Raw genomic sequence first — 16262 nt, forward strand, 5'->3', positions numbered from 1 at the left:
GTGTTGCGCGCGCGCACCAGTGCGGGATTGACGCTGGGCCAACCGCAGAGGAGCATGACTGCGGCGCAGCATTGCGGCCGCACGTGGGGGAATGCGATGTCGACGGTGGTATCCGGCGCGTCACTGCCGGAAATGCCGACCGTTGCCAGCGGGCTGGAATCCGCGCGCAGTCGTTTCGCGTTATACTTGCTGCTCGGCTTTTCCGCCGGGCTGCCATATTACATGTTTTCGACGATCCTGTCGGCCCGGCTGGCGAAGCACGGCGTCGATCTGGTGCTGATCGGCTTTTTCGGCTGGGTGCAGTTGCTGCCGACGCTGAAATTTCTCTGGGCACCCTTGCTGGACCGCTTCTCGGTGCCGGGTTTCGCCCGCTTTTTCGGGCAGCGGCTTGGGTGGATCATGCTTTCGCAACTGGGCATTTTCGCCGCGATGGTGGCAATGGCGTTCACCTCGAGCGATGCCAGCCTGCCGCTGACCGCGCTGTTCGCCTTACTGCTGGCGTTCTGGACGACGACGCTGGAAGTCTCGGCCGACGCATGGCGGATCGAGCTGGCTCCGACCCCCGAAACGCAGGGCCCGCTCACTGCCGCCAATTTGTGGGGCTATCGCAGCGCGATGGTCGCGGCGGGCAGCGGCGCACTGATCGTCGCCGATCACGCCAACTGGACCTGGGCCTATCTGGTGATCGCCGCCGGTGCGTTCGCGCCGCTGCCGATCCTGGCGATGATGCGTCCACAGGTTGGCACGGGGCGCGCTGCGCCACCCGCGCGCAGCGTTGCCCTGACAACCGGGCTCGGAGCCAGCGCCGTGATCCTGGGCCTGTCGCTGTTCCTCGCGGCGGGGGTGGGGGCGCTGGTGTTGCGCGCGGCGGCGGCGATCGGGATCAGCGCCAAAACCGATGCCACCACTGCCGTCCTGGTGCTGTGCCTGCTGCCCTTCGTCATCATGGCGGCGCTGCTGCCGCGCATCGTCCGCCTTCCGGCGGGAGCATGGGCACGGCGATCGACGATGGCCGGGCCCTATGTCGATATCTTCTGGCGCTTTGGCTATCCGGTGCTGCCGCTGCTGGCCTTTGTCAGCTTTTACCGCATGGGCGACGTGCTCACGCTGGCTTTGTCCAAGCCACTGGAAATCGCGGCGCATTACGACCTTACCACCATGGGAATTGCCGACGGTTTCGTCGCGTTGCCGAGCAGCATGGCGGGTGTTGCGGTGGGGGCATTGCTGGCGGTGCGCTTGCGGCTGACGCGCGCGCTGGCACTGGGGGCGATCGGCTCGGCGCTGGGCAATTGGATCTTTGTGTGGCTGTGGTTCCAGCCGCCTAGCCCGCATGTCATCTATATCGCCACCGCGCTCGACCAGTTCGCGCATGGCATGGAAGGGGCTGTGTTCGTCGTGTTCCTGTCGATGCTGGTGAACCCGCGCTATCCCGGCGCGCAATATGCGTTTCTGTCGGGCTTTGCCTTCCTGCTGCCGCGCCTGCTTGCGGGGGCGGGGGGCAATATCGCGCGGCATATCGGCTTTGACGGATTTTTCTGGCTGTCGGGCGGGCTCAGCCTGGCGGCGGTGCTGTTCCTGCCGTTGATCGCGCGGGTGCGGGCGCGGGAGGAGGGGGCATGATCGACATCGAACGCGCGTTCGCGCCAGCGGCGGCGGCGGTCGCCGAGGGGCGTATTCCGGGCGCAACGCTCGGCATCGTCACCGCCGACGGCAAGCGCGCGGTGCAGGTCGCGGGCCATGCCGCGCTGCTGCCCGAACCGGAGGTGCTCACCGAAGCGCATTGGTTCGATCTCGCTTCGGTCTCAAAGGTAATCGCAACGACAACGATGATCCTGCACCTCGCCGATCAGGGCCGGATCGATCTCGATGCGCCACTGACCGAGGCGATCCCGGACTTGCGGCAATATGACATTGCCGGCGCGCCCGAGCGCCGCCTGACCTTCCGCGATTGCCTGGCGCACCGCACCTTTTTCCCCGCCGTCGAGCCGATCTACACCTATGGCGATGACCCGCAGCGGCTGCGCGCTTTCGTGCTGCAGCGCGAGTGGCGGCACGGTCCCCCGGTCTATTCCGACATCAACTTCATCCTGCTCGGCATCGCGGTCGAGCGGCTGACCGGCGCGCCGCTATCGGCCTGGCCGCTCGGCGCGGGGCTCGCTTATGGCCCGCCGCCCGGCCCGGCGGTGGCGACCGAACGCTGCGCGTGGCGCGGCCGCGTGCTGAAGGGCGAGGTGCATGACGAGAATGCCGCAGCACTGGGCGGCGAGACCGGCCATGCCGGGCTGTTCGGCACGGTCGGCGGCGTGCTCGATTTCGCCGCCGGGGTGCTCGACGGGAGCGGCGCATCGCCCGCCATGCGCGCTGCGATCCGCACCCCGTTCTACGAGCATCGCACGTGCGGATGGGAGCGCAAATTCGGCGGTTGGTCGGGCGGGGCGGCCTGTTCGGCCGAGACGATCGGCCATACCGGCTTCACCGGCACCGGCCTGTGGATCGATTTCGAGCGCGGATATGCGTGGACGCTGCTGACCAACCGCGTCCACCCGACGCGGCATTTCGACAGCGGGATCTTCGTGCTGCGACCGGCGACTGGCGATGCGGTGGCGGGGACGGTGGGTTAGGGGGGATTGATGGTGCCGTTCGGCAACTTCCGCCCAGTTGCGGACGTTGACGGGCCTCTTCGCTGCTAGTGATTGGGGGCCGTTCCACTATTCATCGTGCTGCAGTGACAATGTCGAACATGAAGGAGACCACGCCGCGTACAGCTTTGCCGGCTGAATCATGTGCTGGCTCGAACAGGTGCTGCGACACGAGCGCGGGGCAAATCCAGCGATCGGCATCATCTTTTCCGGAGTCCGGGTTGATCCGTGTGCAGCCGTCCACCTTACCATCGACGCTAATCGACAAATAATACTTGGCGTGCATCGCGCTACGATCGTGTTTTATTTCCATCTTGGCGAGTTGCTCGGCCGAAAGCCAATCGTCCCTCCTTCGAAGTGGGGCTGGCGGCATACCATTTGGCGCAAATTGCGCAGGGTCGGCACCCCACTGAACAAGTTGCTCGGTGATGCAGGAGTTGAGAGCCTCAGCCGCTTTGCCTGCGCCTTCCAATACTGCGAGACCGACATTATTTTTTTCAATTTTTATTCCAACCGAGGCGGCCTGCCCAAGTCTCCTTATAACTGTCCCATCTTCAAACTCTGCTTGAACTGCGTAGGGATAAGGCGACAGGCGAATTCCGGACGACCAAGCGTCGATGCTGGGCTTGCCGTCGTCAAATACAATTTCAGCGCGCTTGTTCGACGCCAGTGAGGTCTTAAGTATCTGCTCCCCGGCAAAGATAAATCTGTATCGATCGCTACCCGGCACTGTGCGAATCGCGAAGAGGGCGGGGCTTGTACCCGGAATGGTTCGCGTGAGCAGGCAGACCCCCGGTGTACCATCGATCTGCCAAGGCAGCTTTGATGTTCCGTCAGTTACAGCAGCGGCAGCCGTTTGGTTGTAGGAAAAGACAACTGTCAGCAGCGCCAATCCTTCGAGCCAGATTTTACCCATAAAATCTCCCTTGAGTCGTCGTGGCGGAATGCTGGCAGCTTGCGGTGACATTCTCCAGTGCTCGGGGCACCAGTGCACAACGTTGCTCACCATCCCGGTAACGCCCGCTCCCCACCAATCCCAGTCGCTTAGCGTTGCCCCCTAAACGAAATGCGGCTCGGGCCGTTCGCGCAATTGCTCGTAATGCACCAACGCCTGTTCCGCGCCTAAAGCGACCGACTGGCCGTCGCGGAAGGTCCATTCGCCGCGGTCGCAATCCTCGGCGCGGACATAACCGTTGATGTAGAAGCGGCGCAGGTGGGTGGCGGTGTTGGTGCCCGAGGCATGGACCAGATACGGGCTCCACAAGGCGATGTCGCCGGGTTCGAGGATCAGGTCGACCTGGTCCGCGGGCGACAGGCCCGCCGCGTCGAGCGCGCTGTCCTCGGGCGAGCGGCCGAGCGAGGCGGCGGGGTCGAGCGGCAAGGCTCCGCGTGTGTGGCTGCCGGGGATGAAGCGCATTCCGCCGCTGCCCGGATTGTGCGGATCGATCGCGAGCCCGGTCTGGACATAAGAGCTGCCGAGATTGCGATACGCCTCTGCCGGCCGCCGCGATTTCGCGTCCTGATGCCAGGCGAAATCGCCGCTGCGATCGGGCAGTTTCCAATGCAGTTGGTTGATGATCTGTTTGATGTCCTGCCCGATTAGCGGCTCCAGCAGCGTCGCCCAGCGCGGATCGAGCCGCGTCTGGTTGAGCAGCGCGACATGGTAGGATGGCCACTGCACCATCGGCACATGCGGCGAACCGTCGGGCCCGGGGCGGACGGAGTACAACAAATTGCCGTGGCGAAAGCTTTGGCCGTGCGCGACGCCTTCGGCATAGACCTGATCCATGGCCGCGCCGATCGCGGCGACCTCGGCGGGGGAAAAGAATCCGCGCACGATGGCGTAGCCATGGGCACGAAAGTCGGCGACATAATCGGTCATTACCCGTCTCTCAGTTTTGCGAAGCGATCAGGAGCAACGCTGCATCCATCGCCTTAATCGCGCTCGTCCCATCGGGAACGTCGTTGGCATAAAGCGCCATCGTCAGCGTGCGCCCGCTCTTGGCGACCATATAGCCGGACAGCGCGTTGGTGGCGTTGAGCGTGCCCGTCTTGGCGAACACTTTGTGGTCAAGCGCGCTGCCGGCAAAGCGGCGCGCCAGCATGCCTTCGCCGCCAACCGGCAGCGTTGCACGCCAAGCGGTGCCCCACGGTTGCGCGCTCACCCAGCGTAGGAAGGTGACCACGCCGCGCGGCGTCACCCGGTTATAGCTCGACATGCCCGAGCCATCCGCAAAGTCGAACGCCACGCGCGGCACACCCGCCTGGGCGAGCATCGCGCGCACGGCGACCTGGCCATCTGCGATCGATCCGCTGCCGTTCTTCAGTGCGATACGACGCAGCATCAGCTCGGCATGGAGGTTCTGGCTGACCTTGTTGATGAGCGTCAGATCCTCGATCAACGGCGAGGGCGTCAGTCGCGCGAGCGGCGTGGTGGTTGGAGCCCGCGCTGCTGGGGCACCGCCACGGATTGCCGGATCATCGGCGGGCGTGAGCGGGCGATGGCGCACGCTGACGTTGCCCGTGACGCGGACACCACGCGCAACCAGCATATTGCGCAGCATCCACGCAGCATAATGCGCCGGATCGTCGATGCCGAGGCGCAATTGCTCGGGTTTGTCGCCGACCGCGATCGTCCCGCCGAGCCGCACAGCCGTGCCGTTCGGCGCGCGATCGAAGGTTATCGTGGTCGTGCCCGTCGCCGTTGTCAGCGCGCCATTTTCGAGCGTGTAATAAGGCGGCAGCGTCACGGTCGGCGGGCGACCCGGCGTGGTCGGGGTCACGGTCACGGGCAGTTCGTTGTCGTCGAGCGTCAGGGCGGAACTTGCCGTGCCCGATTTGGTCGGGATGTTGTTCCAGCTCATCCCCGGGCTCCAGCGCTGGTCGGGATACAGGCTGTCATCGCCGACGACGTCGTGCACCACCCGCGTCTTTGCGGCAACCGCATCGGCGAGCGTCGCAAGACAATCGACCGTGCAGGCGGGGGCGCTCGACAGGCGCGCATCGCCATGGCCTTCCAGGATCACGTCGCGCTGGTTGCCGGTCTGGTCGATCCGCACCGCTGCACCGCCCGCTTCATCGGGCTGGTCGAGCGCGCCCAGCGACCAGAAAGCGGCGGCAGTGGTGAACATCTTGGTATTGGAGGCCGGGATGAAACGCTGATCGGGGTTGATCGCGACGATTTCGGTGCCGGTCTCATCCACCACGACCAGGCCAAAGCGCGTGCCGGGGCTGGCGCTGCGCAAAACGTCTTCTACCCGGCTTTGCAACGCGGATTGGGCATGGAGGGCGGTCGGCAAGGCGGCGACAAGCAGCAGGGAGAAGGGCGGGACAAGGGCGCGGTGCATTCCCGCAGCCTAGGACCAATTGCGCGACAAACAATGCAGTGCGGCACATACAGAGCGTTGCCCCCGGTATAACCGTCGCGCATGATCGTACCGATCGCCGGTTGTCGGCACTCGTGCGCGGCTCCACTATGCCGCCATGACACGGCATATCGCATTGGGGTTGGGGCTTTGCGCCCTGCTATTGGCACAACCGGCAATGGCCGATGATCTGGCCGCGACCTTGGCTTTGCCGATTGCGAGCGGGCTGGTCGGCGCGGCGGACACGCCGCGTTTCGCCTGGGTCGAAAATGCGGGCGGCGTGCGCAATATTTGGGTGTCGGCGGGGGGTAGGCCTGCGCGCGCGATCACGGCGTTCACCGACGATGACGGGCAGCAACTGTCCGATCTCGCGCTGACGCGGGATGGCGCAAGGGTCGCCTTTGTGCGCGGTGGCGACCCCGAATTTCCCGACGGCAGCATCCCCAATACCGCCGCCAGCGCGACGCCGCCCAAGCAACAAATTTTTGTAGCATCCACCACAGGCGGCGCGGCGGAACTGGTGGGCGAGGGCCACGCCCCCGTCTTCGCGCCGGATGGCGAGCGGCTGGCCTTTACCCGCAAGGGCGAAATCTGGCTGTGGAGCAAGGCCGCAGGGGCGCAGCGGGTCGCGACGGTTGCGGGAGACGCCTCGCGGTTGGAATGGTCACCGGACGGTCGCCAGCTTCTGTTCGTGGACGAGCGCGGCGACCACAGCTTCATCGCCTTGCTCGACGTTGCCGCGCGCGGGGAGGCGCGGCTGCGCTATCTCGATCCCGGTTTGGGCTTCGCAGTCGAGCCGTGCTTTGCGCCCGATGGCAAGAGCATCGCCTATATCCGCTTCGTCGATCCGCCCGCCACCGCTATCGGGGATGGCGGTCGCTATTGGTCGATCCGCAGCGTCGAGCTTGCGACTGGCACCGCGCGCACCTTGTGGGCGGCTCCGGCGGGTGCTGGCGGAACCTATGCCGGAACCCGCGCCCGCAATCTGTTCTGGGCGAAGGACGGCACGATCGTCTTTCCGTGGGAGCGGAGCGGCTGGCTGCACGCTTATGCGCTCGATCCGGCGCGCGGCAGCACGCGCGATCTCACGCCGGGCGCATTCGAGCTGGAGAGTTTCCTGCTCTCGTCCGATGGCAAGGCGCTGATCTATGCCGCCAATGCCGGGGACCTCGAACGGCGTCACATCTGGACGGTGCCCCTTACCGGAGGCGCGGCGGCGCGGATGACGCAAGGCGCGGGCAGCGAATCGATCCCGACCTTCGCCGGAACGACGCTGGCGGTCCTGGCGACCAGCGCCACGCAACTCGCGCACCCCGCTCTGGTCGGCGACGCGCTCGCACCGCTGCATGATGCGCCCTCGGTTGCCGGGTTTGCAGCACCGGAAACGGTAACCTTCACGGCGGAGGACGGCGTGCTGGTCCACGCGCAATTGTTCCACGCGCGCGGCCCCGGCAGGCATCCCGCATTGGTCTATGTGCATGGCGGCCCGCGTCGGCAGATGCTGCCCGGCTTCAACACCTCTTATTATTATTCGAACGCCTACATTCTGAACCAGCATTTCGCGGCCAAGGGCTATGACGTGCTGTCGGTCAATTATCGCAGCGGCACCGGGTACGGCCACGATTTTCGCGAGGCACCCGGCCAGGCGCGCGGCGGTGCCTCGGAATATCGCGACGTGCTGGCCGCAGGCAAATGGCTGGCGGCGCGCAGCGATGTCGATCCGGCGCGGATCGGGATTTGGGGCGGAAGCTGGGGCGGGTATCTCACCGCATTGGCGCTCGCCCGCAACAGCGATCTGTTCGCCGCCGGGGTGGATTTCCACGGCGTCCACGCAATGGTTCGCCCAGTCGAGAAGACGCTGTCGCCCGATGCCGAGGCCGCGGCGCATCAGTTGCAATGGCAATCCTCGCCGCTTGGCGCGATCGCAACGTGGCGGTCGCCCGTGTTGCTGATTCACGGCGATGACGACAAGAGCGTGGACTTCTACCAATCCTTGCTGCTCGCGCGCGAACTCACCGCGCGGCAGGTGCCGTTCGAACAATTGGTCTTTCCCGATGAGCGGCATGACTTCTTTCGCTATGCCGATTGGCTGGCGAGCTATCGGGCAACCGATGATTTTCTGGATCGCACGCTCATGCACAAGATCACGCGATGAAGTGGGTTGCCGCGTTTTTGGCCTTGTCGTCGATGTCCCCAGTGTGCGCTGCTGCGGGCCCAGACGACGCGGTTATCATCCGTGGCGCGCGGGTGTTCGATGGCACCGGCGCGCCTGCGACGATTGGCGACGTGCTGCTGCGGGGGGACCGCATCGTCGCGGTCGGCCCGCATCTGCGCAAGCCTCGAGGCGCGCGCAGCATTGATGCGCGGGGGCTTACGCTGATCCCCGGCCTGCACGATCTCCACACGCATTTGCGCTCGCCCGGCTACGATGCACCCGATGATCTGGGCAAGGCCTATGCCGGTTATTTGCTCGCGGGCGTAACGTCGGTGAACGACTATTCGGTGTCGGGCGAAATGATTGCGCCGATCCGCCAGATGGTCGCGTCCGGGGCAGTCGCGGCCCCGCACCTCGAACTGGCGGTGCGCGTCGGCGTGCCGGGTGGGCATGGCACCGAATATGGCTGGGGAGCCTTCTTCACGCTGCAGGCCGCAACCCCCGCCGCCGCGCATGTCGCGACGGCGACCGCGCTGCCGTACCAGCCCAATCTCATCAAGGTCTTTGCCGATGGCTGGCGCTATGGGCGCGACAGCGATCTCAACAGTATGAACGTGCCGACGCTGGCTGCAGTCGTGGCGGATGCGCACAAGGCCGGTCTGCCGGTCATCACGCATACGGTAACCGTGCAGGGCGACCGCGTCGCCGCGATGGCCGGAGTCGATGCCGTGGGGCACGGGGCCGGGGATGCGCTGATCGACGATGATCTGATCGCGCTGATGAAGGCCAACCACACCGCCTATATCCCGACATTGGTGGTGTATGAGCCGCAGCAGACTCGCCGGTTCGAACCCGACGAGCAACGCGCGCTGACGCCGCCCGAGGCGGCGTTCGAAGCAAGCCATGCGGCGCAATCGTCCAAGCCGGTCGCGGCTTATGATGCGAAGCGCTGGGCGATCATGCAGGACAATGTCCGGCGGCTGAAAGCGGCAGGGGTGCGTATCGGCGTCGGCACCGATGCCGGGATCGAGGGTGTGTATCACGGGCCCGGCACGCTCCGCGAGATCTGGTGGCTGACCAAGCTGGGCTTCACCCCCGCCGAGGCGTTGGTCGCTGCGACCGCGACCAGCGCGGATATCCTGGGGCAGTCGGCGGACAACGGACGGATTGCGCCGGGCCAGCGCGCCGATCTGGTGCTGATCGCGGGGCGGCCCGACGAGCGCATCACCGATTTGTGGAAGGTCGCGCGGGTGTTCGTGTCGGGACGCGAGGTCGCGCTCGCGCCGCTGCGCGCGCTGGTAAACGGGGCGGCCCCGACTCCGCTGCCGGTGCACAACATGCCGGGGCCAATTGACACGGGCGGGCGGGGTGACGGCCGCACCGACCTCGATACGCTGCCGGTTGAGAGCACCGATTCCGGCGTCGACCACAGCCACCTCGATTTCGTCCGGCCGGGCAGCGACGATCCGAAAGCACCGGAGCGACCGGTTTTCCTGATCGCGCATATGGGGGCCAAGCCGCGTCCGTTCGCGCAACTCGTGCTGCCATTGACGCAAGGCGCGGTACAGCTCGCCGATGCGCGGGGTTTCACCGGCGTCGCGTTCGATGCGCGCGGCAGCGGGCGCTACGATCTGGTGTTCGACAGTTATGCGATCAATGATGATGAATGGTTCCGCACCGGCTTCGAAGCAGGGGAGGTCCGCCGTACCTTCCACATCCCGTTCAGCGCCTTTGCCAGCCGCGACGCGAAGGCTCAGCTAGATCTGGCGAAATTGCGTGCGCTGATCGTGCGGCTTGAGGGCAAACCCGGCGGCAAGGCGTGGCTGCAACTCGACAATATCCGCTTCTATCGGGAACGCGCGAGCGAAGACCGGGCCGCGCCGCTGCCCGCGCCAGGAGCTCGCAATCCGCAGCATTATAGCGAAACGAACTGACGCTCAGGGACAGCTTCCGGCGGGCGGGCGATGCGGCAGCGCGCGCCCGGCGGCACGGCCCGTCAGCTTGCCGCCATCGACCGCGAGGATGCCGTTGACCACCACCGTCTGCACCCCGACCGCAAGCTCGGTCGGCTGTTGGTAGGTTGCGCGCGGCGCATAGCGGCGGGGATCGAACACCACCACGTCGGCGAACGCACCGGCTTTCAGGTGCCCACGTCCGGTAAGGCCGAAGGTATCGGCGGTCAGCGACGAACTGCGCTCGATCATTTCGCGCAATGTCAGGACGTGATCGGCCACGACATATTTGGCGTATTTGCGCGCGAAGCTGCCATAAACGCGCGGGTGGCCGGGCGATGCGTCGGAATCGGTCATCACCCAGGGTTGCCGCATGAAGGCGGCGATGTCGGCCTCGCTTTGATTGAACGAGATGACGCCGGGGTCGCCGACGCGGATCACCGCGATCGCGGCCGTGATGGGGTCGGTCTTGGTCGCCACCGCGACCTCTGCAAGGGTCCGATTGCGTTCGGCACCTTCCGTGATCAACAGCTTGGTCGGCCCGCCGCGTTTGCGCATGTTTTCGGCTATGTCCGCGTGCAACCGGGTGGCCTGGGCGGGGTCGTCGAAGCGCGCGAGCATCGCCGTACGGCCACCGTCCTGCGCCCATAACGGAACGAGCGAGGCGACCATGCTCGAGCCGCTGGCCGACCACGGATATTGGCTCGCCGTGATGTTCAGCCCCGCCGCGCGCGCCGCCGCGATCCGCGCGATGACGGCGGGAGCCTGGCCCTGCACATCGACGCCGAGCGCCTTGATGTGCGAGACATGCGCCGGAATATGCGCGGCGCGCGCTATCTCGATCTCTTCGTCGATCGCCGCCAACAGTCCGACGGTGTAGCTCGACTCATCCCGGATATGGCTATCGTAAAAGCCGCCCCGCTTGCCCGCTTCAGTGGCGAGCGCGACGACCTCATCGGTCTTGGAAAAGCTTTGCGGGGCATAGAACAGCCCGGTCGAAAGCCCGATCGCGCCCTGGCACATTGCGCTTGCGACCAGCGCCTGCATCTGGCCCAGTTCCTGCGGAGTTGGCGCGCGCTTGGCCTCGCCGATCACGCGCTGGCGGATCGTGCCGAAGCCGGTATAGGTGGCATAATTGATCCCGACCGGGCGCGTCCGCGCGCTGTCCAGCACGCGTCCAACGTCAATTTCGCCGCCGCCGTCATTGCCGATGAACGCGGTTGTCACGCCCTGCATCAGGAACATCGGGATCAGCCGCTTGGCGGGATCGTCCGACGCCAGATCGTCCCCCATATGCGTATGCGGATCGATGAAGCCGGGCGAGACGATCATGCCATGCGCGTCGATCACGCGCGTGGCGGCGCGCGCCACATGCGGCGCGACCTCGACGATATGGTCCCCCTCAATCGCCACGTCGCCAACGAACGGCGCGTCGGACCCGGTATAGATAGTGCCGCCGCGCAGGATCAGGTCTGCGGAAGGCGGGGCCGAAGCGCTGATTGCAGCGAGCGCCACGCCGACCAATAACCCGATCCGGCCGATGTTCATGGCGTACCCCAAAAGCCGGGGGGCGGTGGCGACAATATGCCCCCTACATCCGTCACCCCACCGACGCGATCCTCCGCCAGCCATAACGGCCCGTCAAGATCGACAAAATCGGACAGCATCGCCACGTGCAAGGCGGGCGCGATCGAGAGCGAGGAACTGACCATGCAACCGGTCATCACCCCGAGCCCGCGGGCGCGGGCTCCGTGGGCGAGGGCGAGCGCGGCGGTCAGTCCGCCCGCTTTGTCGAGCTTCACGTTGACGCATTGATAGCGCGCGGCAACGCGATCGAGGTCGTCGGCGGTGTGGACCGATTCATCGGCGCAAATTGGCACTGCCGGGGAAAAATCGGCGAGCCACGCATCCACGCTGGCCGGCACCGGTTGCTCGAGCAGCGCGACGCGGAGTTCGACCAGCAGCGGCTGCATCGCTTCGAGCAGGGTGCGGTCCCAACTTTCATTCGGGTCTACGATCAGCGTGGCATTGTGGGCCACGGAGCGAACCGCGCGAAGTTGCTCAGCGGGATTTTCGTGGTTCACTTTGACCTTGATCAGCGGCGCGGCGGCGATCAGCGCTGCCGCCCGTGCCATCGCCGCAGGGGTGTCGATGACGACCGTCAACGCGTTTGGCATTGATGTGAGGTCGGGGCCATCGATCATCGTCGCGACCGCGCGGCCCGAGCGCTTTGCTTCCAAATCCCATAAGGCGCAGTCGATCGCATTGCGCCCCGCGCCCGGCTGCAGCAGGCCGAGCAGATCCTCGCGATCCGCGCCGCCCTCGATCGCATCGCGTACGTGCGCGATCTCGTCGAGCGCACTCGCGACGCTCTCGCCATAGCGCGGGTAGGGGACGCCCTCGCCGTGACCGACATGTCCGTCCTGCATGATCGATACGGTGATCACGTCCGCCGCGGTTTTCACCCCGCGCGCGATGCGAAACGGCGTGTGCAACGCAAAGCGGTCGTGCCGCGCCTCAAGCGTGCGGGGCATAGAGCGCATCGATGATGGACTCGACGCCGAAGGCGATCGGGTCGGTACAGGGCAGGCCGAGCATATCCTCGGTCCGTTCGCACAGCGCCCGCGCCGCCGCTGCATCCAGCGCAGAGGTGTTGAGACACACGCCGATCGCCCGCACGCCCGGGCTGGTCAGGCGCGCAACCTGCAGATTCATCGCCAGGCATTCCGTCAGCTCGGGCAGGGCGCGTCCGGGCAGACCGCGCATGTGCGCACGCCCCGGTTCGTGGCAGAGCACGATCGCCTCGGCCTGCGCGCCGTGCAGCAGGCCGGTCGAGACACCCGCGAAGGAGGGATGGAAGAGCGACCCTTGCCCTTCGATCACATCCCAACCGTCATCGTCGCGCGCGGGTGAGAGCTGTTCGATCGCCCCCGAGATGAAATCGGCGACCACGGCATCGACCGGTATGCCGCCGCCTGCGATCAGGATCCCGGTCTGGCCCGTCGCCCGGAAATCGGCGGCGATGCCGCGCGCGCGCAGCGCTGTGGTCAAAGCGAGCGTCGCGTACATCTTGCCGACCGAACAATCGGTGCCGACCGTCAGCAACCGGCGACCGGCGCGTGGATACCCTGTCCCAACCACCAGATCCGCAGGCGGATCGCGCACGTCGAACAGAGTGAGGCCGCGCTCGCGAGCGAGCGCGGCAAGCCGTGGCACGTCGCGCAAGCGCTGGTGCAGTCCGGCGGCGACGTTCATCCCGGCTTCCAGCGCGGCAACCGCATCCGCGATCAGATCCGCTCCCATCGTCCCGCCCGAATTGGCGATGCCAAGCACCAGCGTGCGTGCGCCAGCGCTTGCGCCTTCGGCAATCGTCAGGCGCTTGATCCCGAGCGTCAGCGGGCAATCGTCATACCGAAACTCTCCGACGCAGTCGTCCGGGCGGAAAGTGGCGAGGCCGCGCGACGTCTTGATGCCGATCGGGTCGGCGCTATGGCCGAGATAGAGCAGATAGGGTCCGGGTATCATGCGGGCCACCGTATCGGCAGCGGCTACCGCCACAGCATAGCGAGTGGATCACCCGGCATAGCCTGTCGTTATGTCGTCCGCTTCAGGCGGCGTCGATAACCCGCGCCAGCGTCTTCAGAAAATCGGTGGCGAGCGCGGTCGGCGGGCGGTTGAGCAGGAACATCGCATGGACATCAAACGCCAGTTGCGGCTTCAGCGGCCGCACCGACAGACCGGGGCTGAGCGAAGCCTGCGCGGTGAAGCTATCGACCACCGTCATCCCCACGCCCTGTCGCACCAGCGCGGTGGCGATATAGAAGGTCCGCGCCGACACCACTTCGTCAAGCTCGAGGTCGAGCCGCTGCAATTCCTGCGTGAACAACTGCCCGATCGGACCGCTCGCGGCCAGGCTGATGAAGCGTTTGTCGCGCAGGCACTCGAGTTCGAGCCGTGGTGGCGCATCGGGCATGTCCTGCTCGCGATACAGCACGACGAGTTCGCCCTCGCCGAGCCAGCGATGCCCGATCGGGGCAGCCGGGGGCACCGCATAGGCGATCGCGATGTCGGTTTCGCGTTCGTAGAGTTTGCGCAGCAAATCGTCGTGATGAACCGTCTGCAGGTCGAATTGGACCGTCGGATGGCTGCGCAGAAAACTCGCCACCGCAACGGGCAGCGCGTCGAGCGCGAGCGACGGCAGTGCCGACACCCGCAAAACTCCGCCGGTGCCGCGCTTTAGATTGCGGCTGGCCTCGCGCAGCGCATAAACGCGGTCCTGAATTTCGCTGACCTCGGCGAACAGGGTGTGCGCGTCTTCGGTCGGCACGAGACGCCCAGTGCCGCGCTCGAACAGCGGAAAACCGAGCAGCGACTCGGCATGACGCAGCGTCTTGGAAACCGACGGCTGTGAGATGTTGAGCGCCCGCGCCGCAGCACTGACCGAGCCATTGATATAGACGGCGTGAAAGATTTCGATGTGACGCAGGTTCATGGCGCAACACCTTGTGCGAGCGCTTCTTCGCTTCGGCTATAGGCGGAGCGCGCGCCGGGATCGACGGGTACGTCGGTCGCGAAATAGGCGACACCGTTGCCGTGCTGTGGATCGATCCACAGCCCCGATTTCAGCCCATAGGCATCCCCCAAATGCCCCCAGCGCGGCTGCCCGTCGCCAAACGGATCGTCACGGCAGCCCGCGACCGGCGTCGCCAGGAATGCGACGGCCAGGCCATAGCGGCACATCTGCCCGTGCCAGGTGTCGCCATTGCTTCCCGCACCGCTATCGCCGTTCCATGTCCATTGCGGGGTCTCCAGCAAATGGACCGAGCGCTGGGTGAGGATGCGCACTCCGTCGACCCGCCCTTGGTCGAGCAGCATCCGTCCGATCCGGGCAAGACCGCGCGCGGAGATATAAAGCCCGCTTTGCGGCGCAAAGGTCGCGCCGTTTCGGCCCGCGCGCCAAAGGGATAGATCACAACTGCCGTCGCGGGCTGGCGTGACCGGGCAGGGCGGGCGCGCACCGTGATTGTCGTCGCGCGTTACCGACCCCGAACGATATTGAACGACGACGCGCGCCACCGTGCGGTCCGAACAGGTGACGAGATTGTAGCAGGCATCCAGTTTCATCGGTGCGAACACGAGCCGCTGCATCAACCGGTCGAAGCGTTCGCCAGTGGCCCGTTCCATCACCGCCGCGATCACTGGAAAATTCAAATTGGTATAGCGAAAATAAGCACCGGGCGCGTGCGCGGTATCCCACACTTTCGGGTCGGCCAACACGCTGCCGAGATCGGCGTCGAGCGGCAGGACATAGTCGACGCCGTCGGTCAGGCTCGAGCGGTGGGACAGCAACAGGCGCAGGGTGATCGGTCGGTCGGCAAAGGCCGGGTTGTGCAGCGGATAGCCGAGCAGTTCCGACACATCGGCATCGAGATTGAGTCGGTGCTGCTCGACCAGGCGCAGGACGGCAATCGCTGTGACCAGTTTGGAGATCGACGCAATCCGAACCGGGTCGTCCGCGCGCAGTGTTCTGGCTCCAGCGACATCGGCCAGACCCGAAACTTGTACCGTCCGCTCCCCGCGTCGATCAAAGGTTACCCGCGCCGCCGCGACCGGCTGATGGAGGCTCGCGGCGAGCAAAATCAACGCAGAGATCATATCATTTGGGCATCCCGTTCAGGCCACTCGCCTGGCGCAGTGCCGCGCCGTCGAGCCGATACCCGTCCAGAAAGACGGTGTGGACATGGCGCAGGTTGCCGAGCGCCGCCGACACATCGCCATCGACCAGCACGATATCGGCGGTCTTGCCCACCGCGATCGATCCCGTCCGGTCGTCCATGCCGGTCATCCGTGCGGGAATGATGGTTGCGGTCTGCAGCGCTTCGGCATTGCTCAGGCCCGCTTGCTGATACAGTTCCAGTTCGCGCACCAGCTCCAGCCCATAGCCATCGGTCCCGGCGACGATCGGCACGCCCGCCTGGTGGAGTTTGCCGACCAGATCGACCATCTTGGTGAAGCTCTTGCGAAAGTCGTCGCGCGTCAGGCCACCGAACAACGGATAGCCGCCGATTTTCCAGCCGCGGACGACGCTCGGCGGCGCAACGTCGGCGAAGGGCGCATATTCGGGCGAGATCGCGCTGCCATCCGACGTCAT

At 65.8% G+C, this 16262-nt stretch carries 13 protein-coding genes; 4 read left to right on the forward strand and 9 right to left on the reverse strand.

What is annotated here, in order from left to right; genetic code table 11:
- Window positions 1-96: 96 nt before the first annotated feature.
- Together ACP7BY_RS09180 and ACP7BY_RS09185 are read left to right on the forward strand one after the other, a co-directional pair.
- On the forward strand, window positions 97-1620 hold the full coding sequence (locus ACP7BY_RS09180) for a permease (protein ID WP_033964496.1): 1524 nt from the start codon (window positions 97-99) through the stop codon (window positions 1618-1620).
- Complete coding sequence (locus tag ACP7BY_RS09185) at window positions 1617-2621, forward strand: serine hydrolase domain-containing protein (protein ID WP_137902364.1); 1005 nt, start codon at window positions 1617-1619, stop codon at window positions 2619-2621. The genes ACP7BY_RS09180 and ACP7BY_RS09185 overlap by 4 nt, the downstream gene beginning before the upstream one ends.
- Before the next feature lie 91 nt (window positions 2622-2712).
- Here ACP7BY_RS09185 and ACP7BY_RS09190 read toward each other — a convergent pair whose 3' ends face one another.
- The 3 genes from ACP7BY_RS09190 to dacB form a co-directional block, all read right to left on the reverse strand.
- Window positions 2713-3555 (reverse strand): hypothetical protein, encoded by an 843-nt coding sequence (locus ACP7BY_RS09190; protein ID WP_137902363.1) that lies wholly within the window; start codon window positions 3553-3555, stop codon window positions 2713-2715.
- 141 nt (window positions 3556-3696) lie between these two features.
- Complete coding sequence (locus tag ACP7BY_RS09195) at window positions 3697-4521, reverse strand: phytanoyl-CoA dioxygenase family protein (RefSeq protein WP_137902362.1); 825 nt, start codon at window positions 4519-4521, stop codon at window positions 3697-3699.
- A 10-nt stretch (window positions 4522-4531) separates the two neighbouring features.
- Window positions 4532-5986: a D-alanyl-D-alanine carboxypeptidase/D-alanyl-D-alanine endopeptidase gene (gene dacB, locus ACP7BY_RS09200; RefSeq protein WP_033964633.1), complete on the reverse strand. Its 1455-nt coding sequence runs from the start codon at window positions 5984-5986 to the stop codon at window positions 4532-4534.
- A 196-nt stretch (window positions 5987-6182) separates the two neighbouring features.
- On the opposite strand from dacB, the gene ACP7BY_RS09205 reads away from it, so the two are divergent.
- Window positions 6183-8159 (forward strand): S9 family peptidase, encoded by a 1977-nt coding sequence (locus ACP7BY_RS09205; protein WP_137902361.1) that lies wholly within the window; start codon window positions 6183-6185, stop codon window positions 8157-8159.
- Window positions 8156-10093 carry an amidohydrolase family protein gene (locus ACP7BY_RS09210; protein ID WP_052192300.1) on the forward strand — a complete coding sequence of 646 codons (1938 nt, stop codon included), beginning with the start codon at window positions 8156-8158 and terminating at the stop codon, window positions 10091-10093. Before ACP7BY_RS09205 ends, ACP7BY_RS09210 begins: the two co-directional genes overlap by 4 nt.
- Before the next feature lie 3 nt (window positions 10094-10096).
- On the opposite strand, the gene ACP7BY_RS09215 is transcribed toward ACP7BY_RS09210, so the two are convergent.
- The 6 genes from ACP7BY_RS09215 to ACP7BY_RS09240 form a co-directional block, all read right to left on the reverse strand.
- A complete protein-coding gene (locus tag ACP7BY_RS09215; protein WP_052192299.1) occupies window positions 10097-11659 on the reverse strand; it encodes an N-acyl-D-amino-acid deacylase family protein in 1563 nt (520 codons plus the stop codon).
- Window positions 11656-12645, reverse strand: a complete 990-nt coding sequence (dgcA, locus tag ACP7BY_RS09220) for an N-acetyl-D-Glu racemase DgcA (RefSeq protein ID WP_137902360.1) — start codon at window positions 12643-12645, stop codon at window positions 11656-11658. Before dgcA ends, ACP7BY_RS09215 begins: the two co-directional genes overlap by 4 nt.
- Entirely contained in the window at window positions 12629-13636 is a 1008-nt protein-coding gene (dgcN, locus tag ACP7BY_RS09225; protein WP_033964637.1) for an N-acetyltransferase DgcN, read from the reverse strand. The genes dgcA and dgcN overlap by 17 nt, the downstream gene beginning before the upstream one ends.
- Before the next feature lie 82 nt (window positions 13637-13718).
- Complete coding sequence (locus ACP7BY_RS09230) at window positions 13719-14603, reverse strand: LysR family transcriptional regulator (RefSeq protein WP_033964632.1); 885 nt, start codon at window positions 14601-14603, stop codon at window positions 13719-13721.
- The gene (locus tag ACP7BY_RS09235; RefSeq protein WP_033964630.1) at window positions 14600-15766 is read right to left on the reverse strand and encodes a serine hydrolase domain-containing protein; all 1167 of its coding nucleotides are present in this window, start codon (window positions 15764-15766) and stop codon (window positions 14600-14602) included. The genes ACP7BY_RS09230 and ACP7BY_RS09235 overlap by 4 nt, the downstream gene beginning before the upstream one ends.
- 1 nt (window position 15767) lies before the next feature.
- The gene (locus tag ACP7BY_RS09240) at window positions 15768-16262 is read right to left on the reverse strand and encodes an amidohydrolase family protein (RefSeq protein ID WP_231565045.1); all 495 of its coding nucleotides are present in this window, start codon (window positions 16260-16262) and stop codon (window positions 15768-15770) included.

This window comes from Sphingomonas sp. PSPC2-2 (assembly GCF_049897725.1).
Taxonomy (GTDB): Bacteria; Pseudomonadota; Alphaproteobacteria; order Sphingomonadales; family Sphingomonadaceae; genus Sphingomonas.

Bases quoted from the DNA above. Each gene is read 5' to 3' on its own strand.
- ACP7BY_RS09180 (WP_033964496.1), top strand. From the start codon at position 97: ATGTCGACGGTGGTATCCGGCGCGTCACTGCCGGAAATGCCGACCGTT.
- ACP7BY_RS09185 (WP_137902364.1), top strand. From the start codon at position 1,617: ATGATCGACATCGAACGCGCGTTCGCGCCAGCGGCGGCGGCGGTCGCC.
- ACP7BY_RS09190 (WP_137902363.1), bottom strand. From the start codon at position 3,555: ATGGGTAAAATCTGGCTCGAAGGATTGGCGCTGCTGACAGTTGTCTTT.
- ACP7BY_RS09195 (WP_137902362.1), bottom strand. From the start codon at position 4,521: ATGACCGATTATGTCGCCGACTTTCGTGCCCATGGCTACGCCATCGTG.
- dacB (WP_033964633.1), bottom strand. From the start codon at position 5,986: ATGCACCGCGCCCTTGTCCCGCCCTTCTCCCTGCTGCTTGTCGCCGCC.
- ACP7BY_RS09205 (WP_137902361.1), top strand. From the start codon at position 6,183: ATGGCCGATGATCTGGCCGCGACCTTGGCTTTGCCGATTGCGAGCGGG.
- ACP7BY_RS09210 (WP_052192300.1), top strand. From the start codon at position 8,156: ATGAAGTGGGTTGCCGCGTTTTTGGCCTTGTCGTCGATGTCCCCAGTG.
- ACP7BY_RS09215 (WP_052192299.1), bottom strand. From the start codon at position 11,659: ATGAACATCGGCCGGATCGGGTTATTGGTCGGCGTGGCGCTCGCTGCA.
- dgcA (WP_137902360.1), bottom strand. From the start codon at position 12,645: ATGCCCCGCACGCTTGAGGCGCGGCACGACCGCTTTGCGTTGCACACG.
- dgcN (WP_033964637.1), bottom strand. From the start codon at position 13,636: ATGATACCCGGACCCTATCTGCTCTATCTCGGCCATAGCGCCGACCCG.
- ACP7BY_RS09230 (WP_033964632.1), bottom strand. From the start codon at position 14,603: ATGAACCTGCGTCACATCGAAATCTTTCACGCCGTCTATATCAATGGC.
- ACP7BY_RS09235 (WP_033964630.1), bottom strand. From the start codon at position 15,766: ATGATCTCTGCGTTGATTTTGCTCGCCGCGAGCCTCCATCAGCCGGTC.
- ACP7BY_RS09240 (WP_231565045.1), bottom strand. From the start codon at position 16,262: ATGACGTCGGATGGCAGCGCGATCTCGCCCGAATATGCGCCCTTCGCC.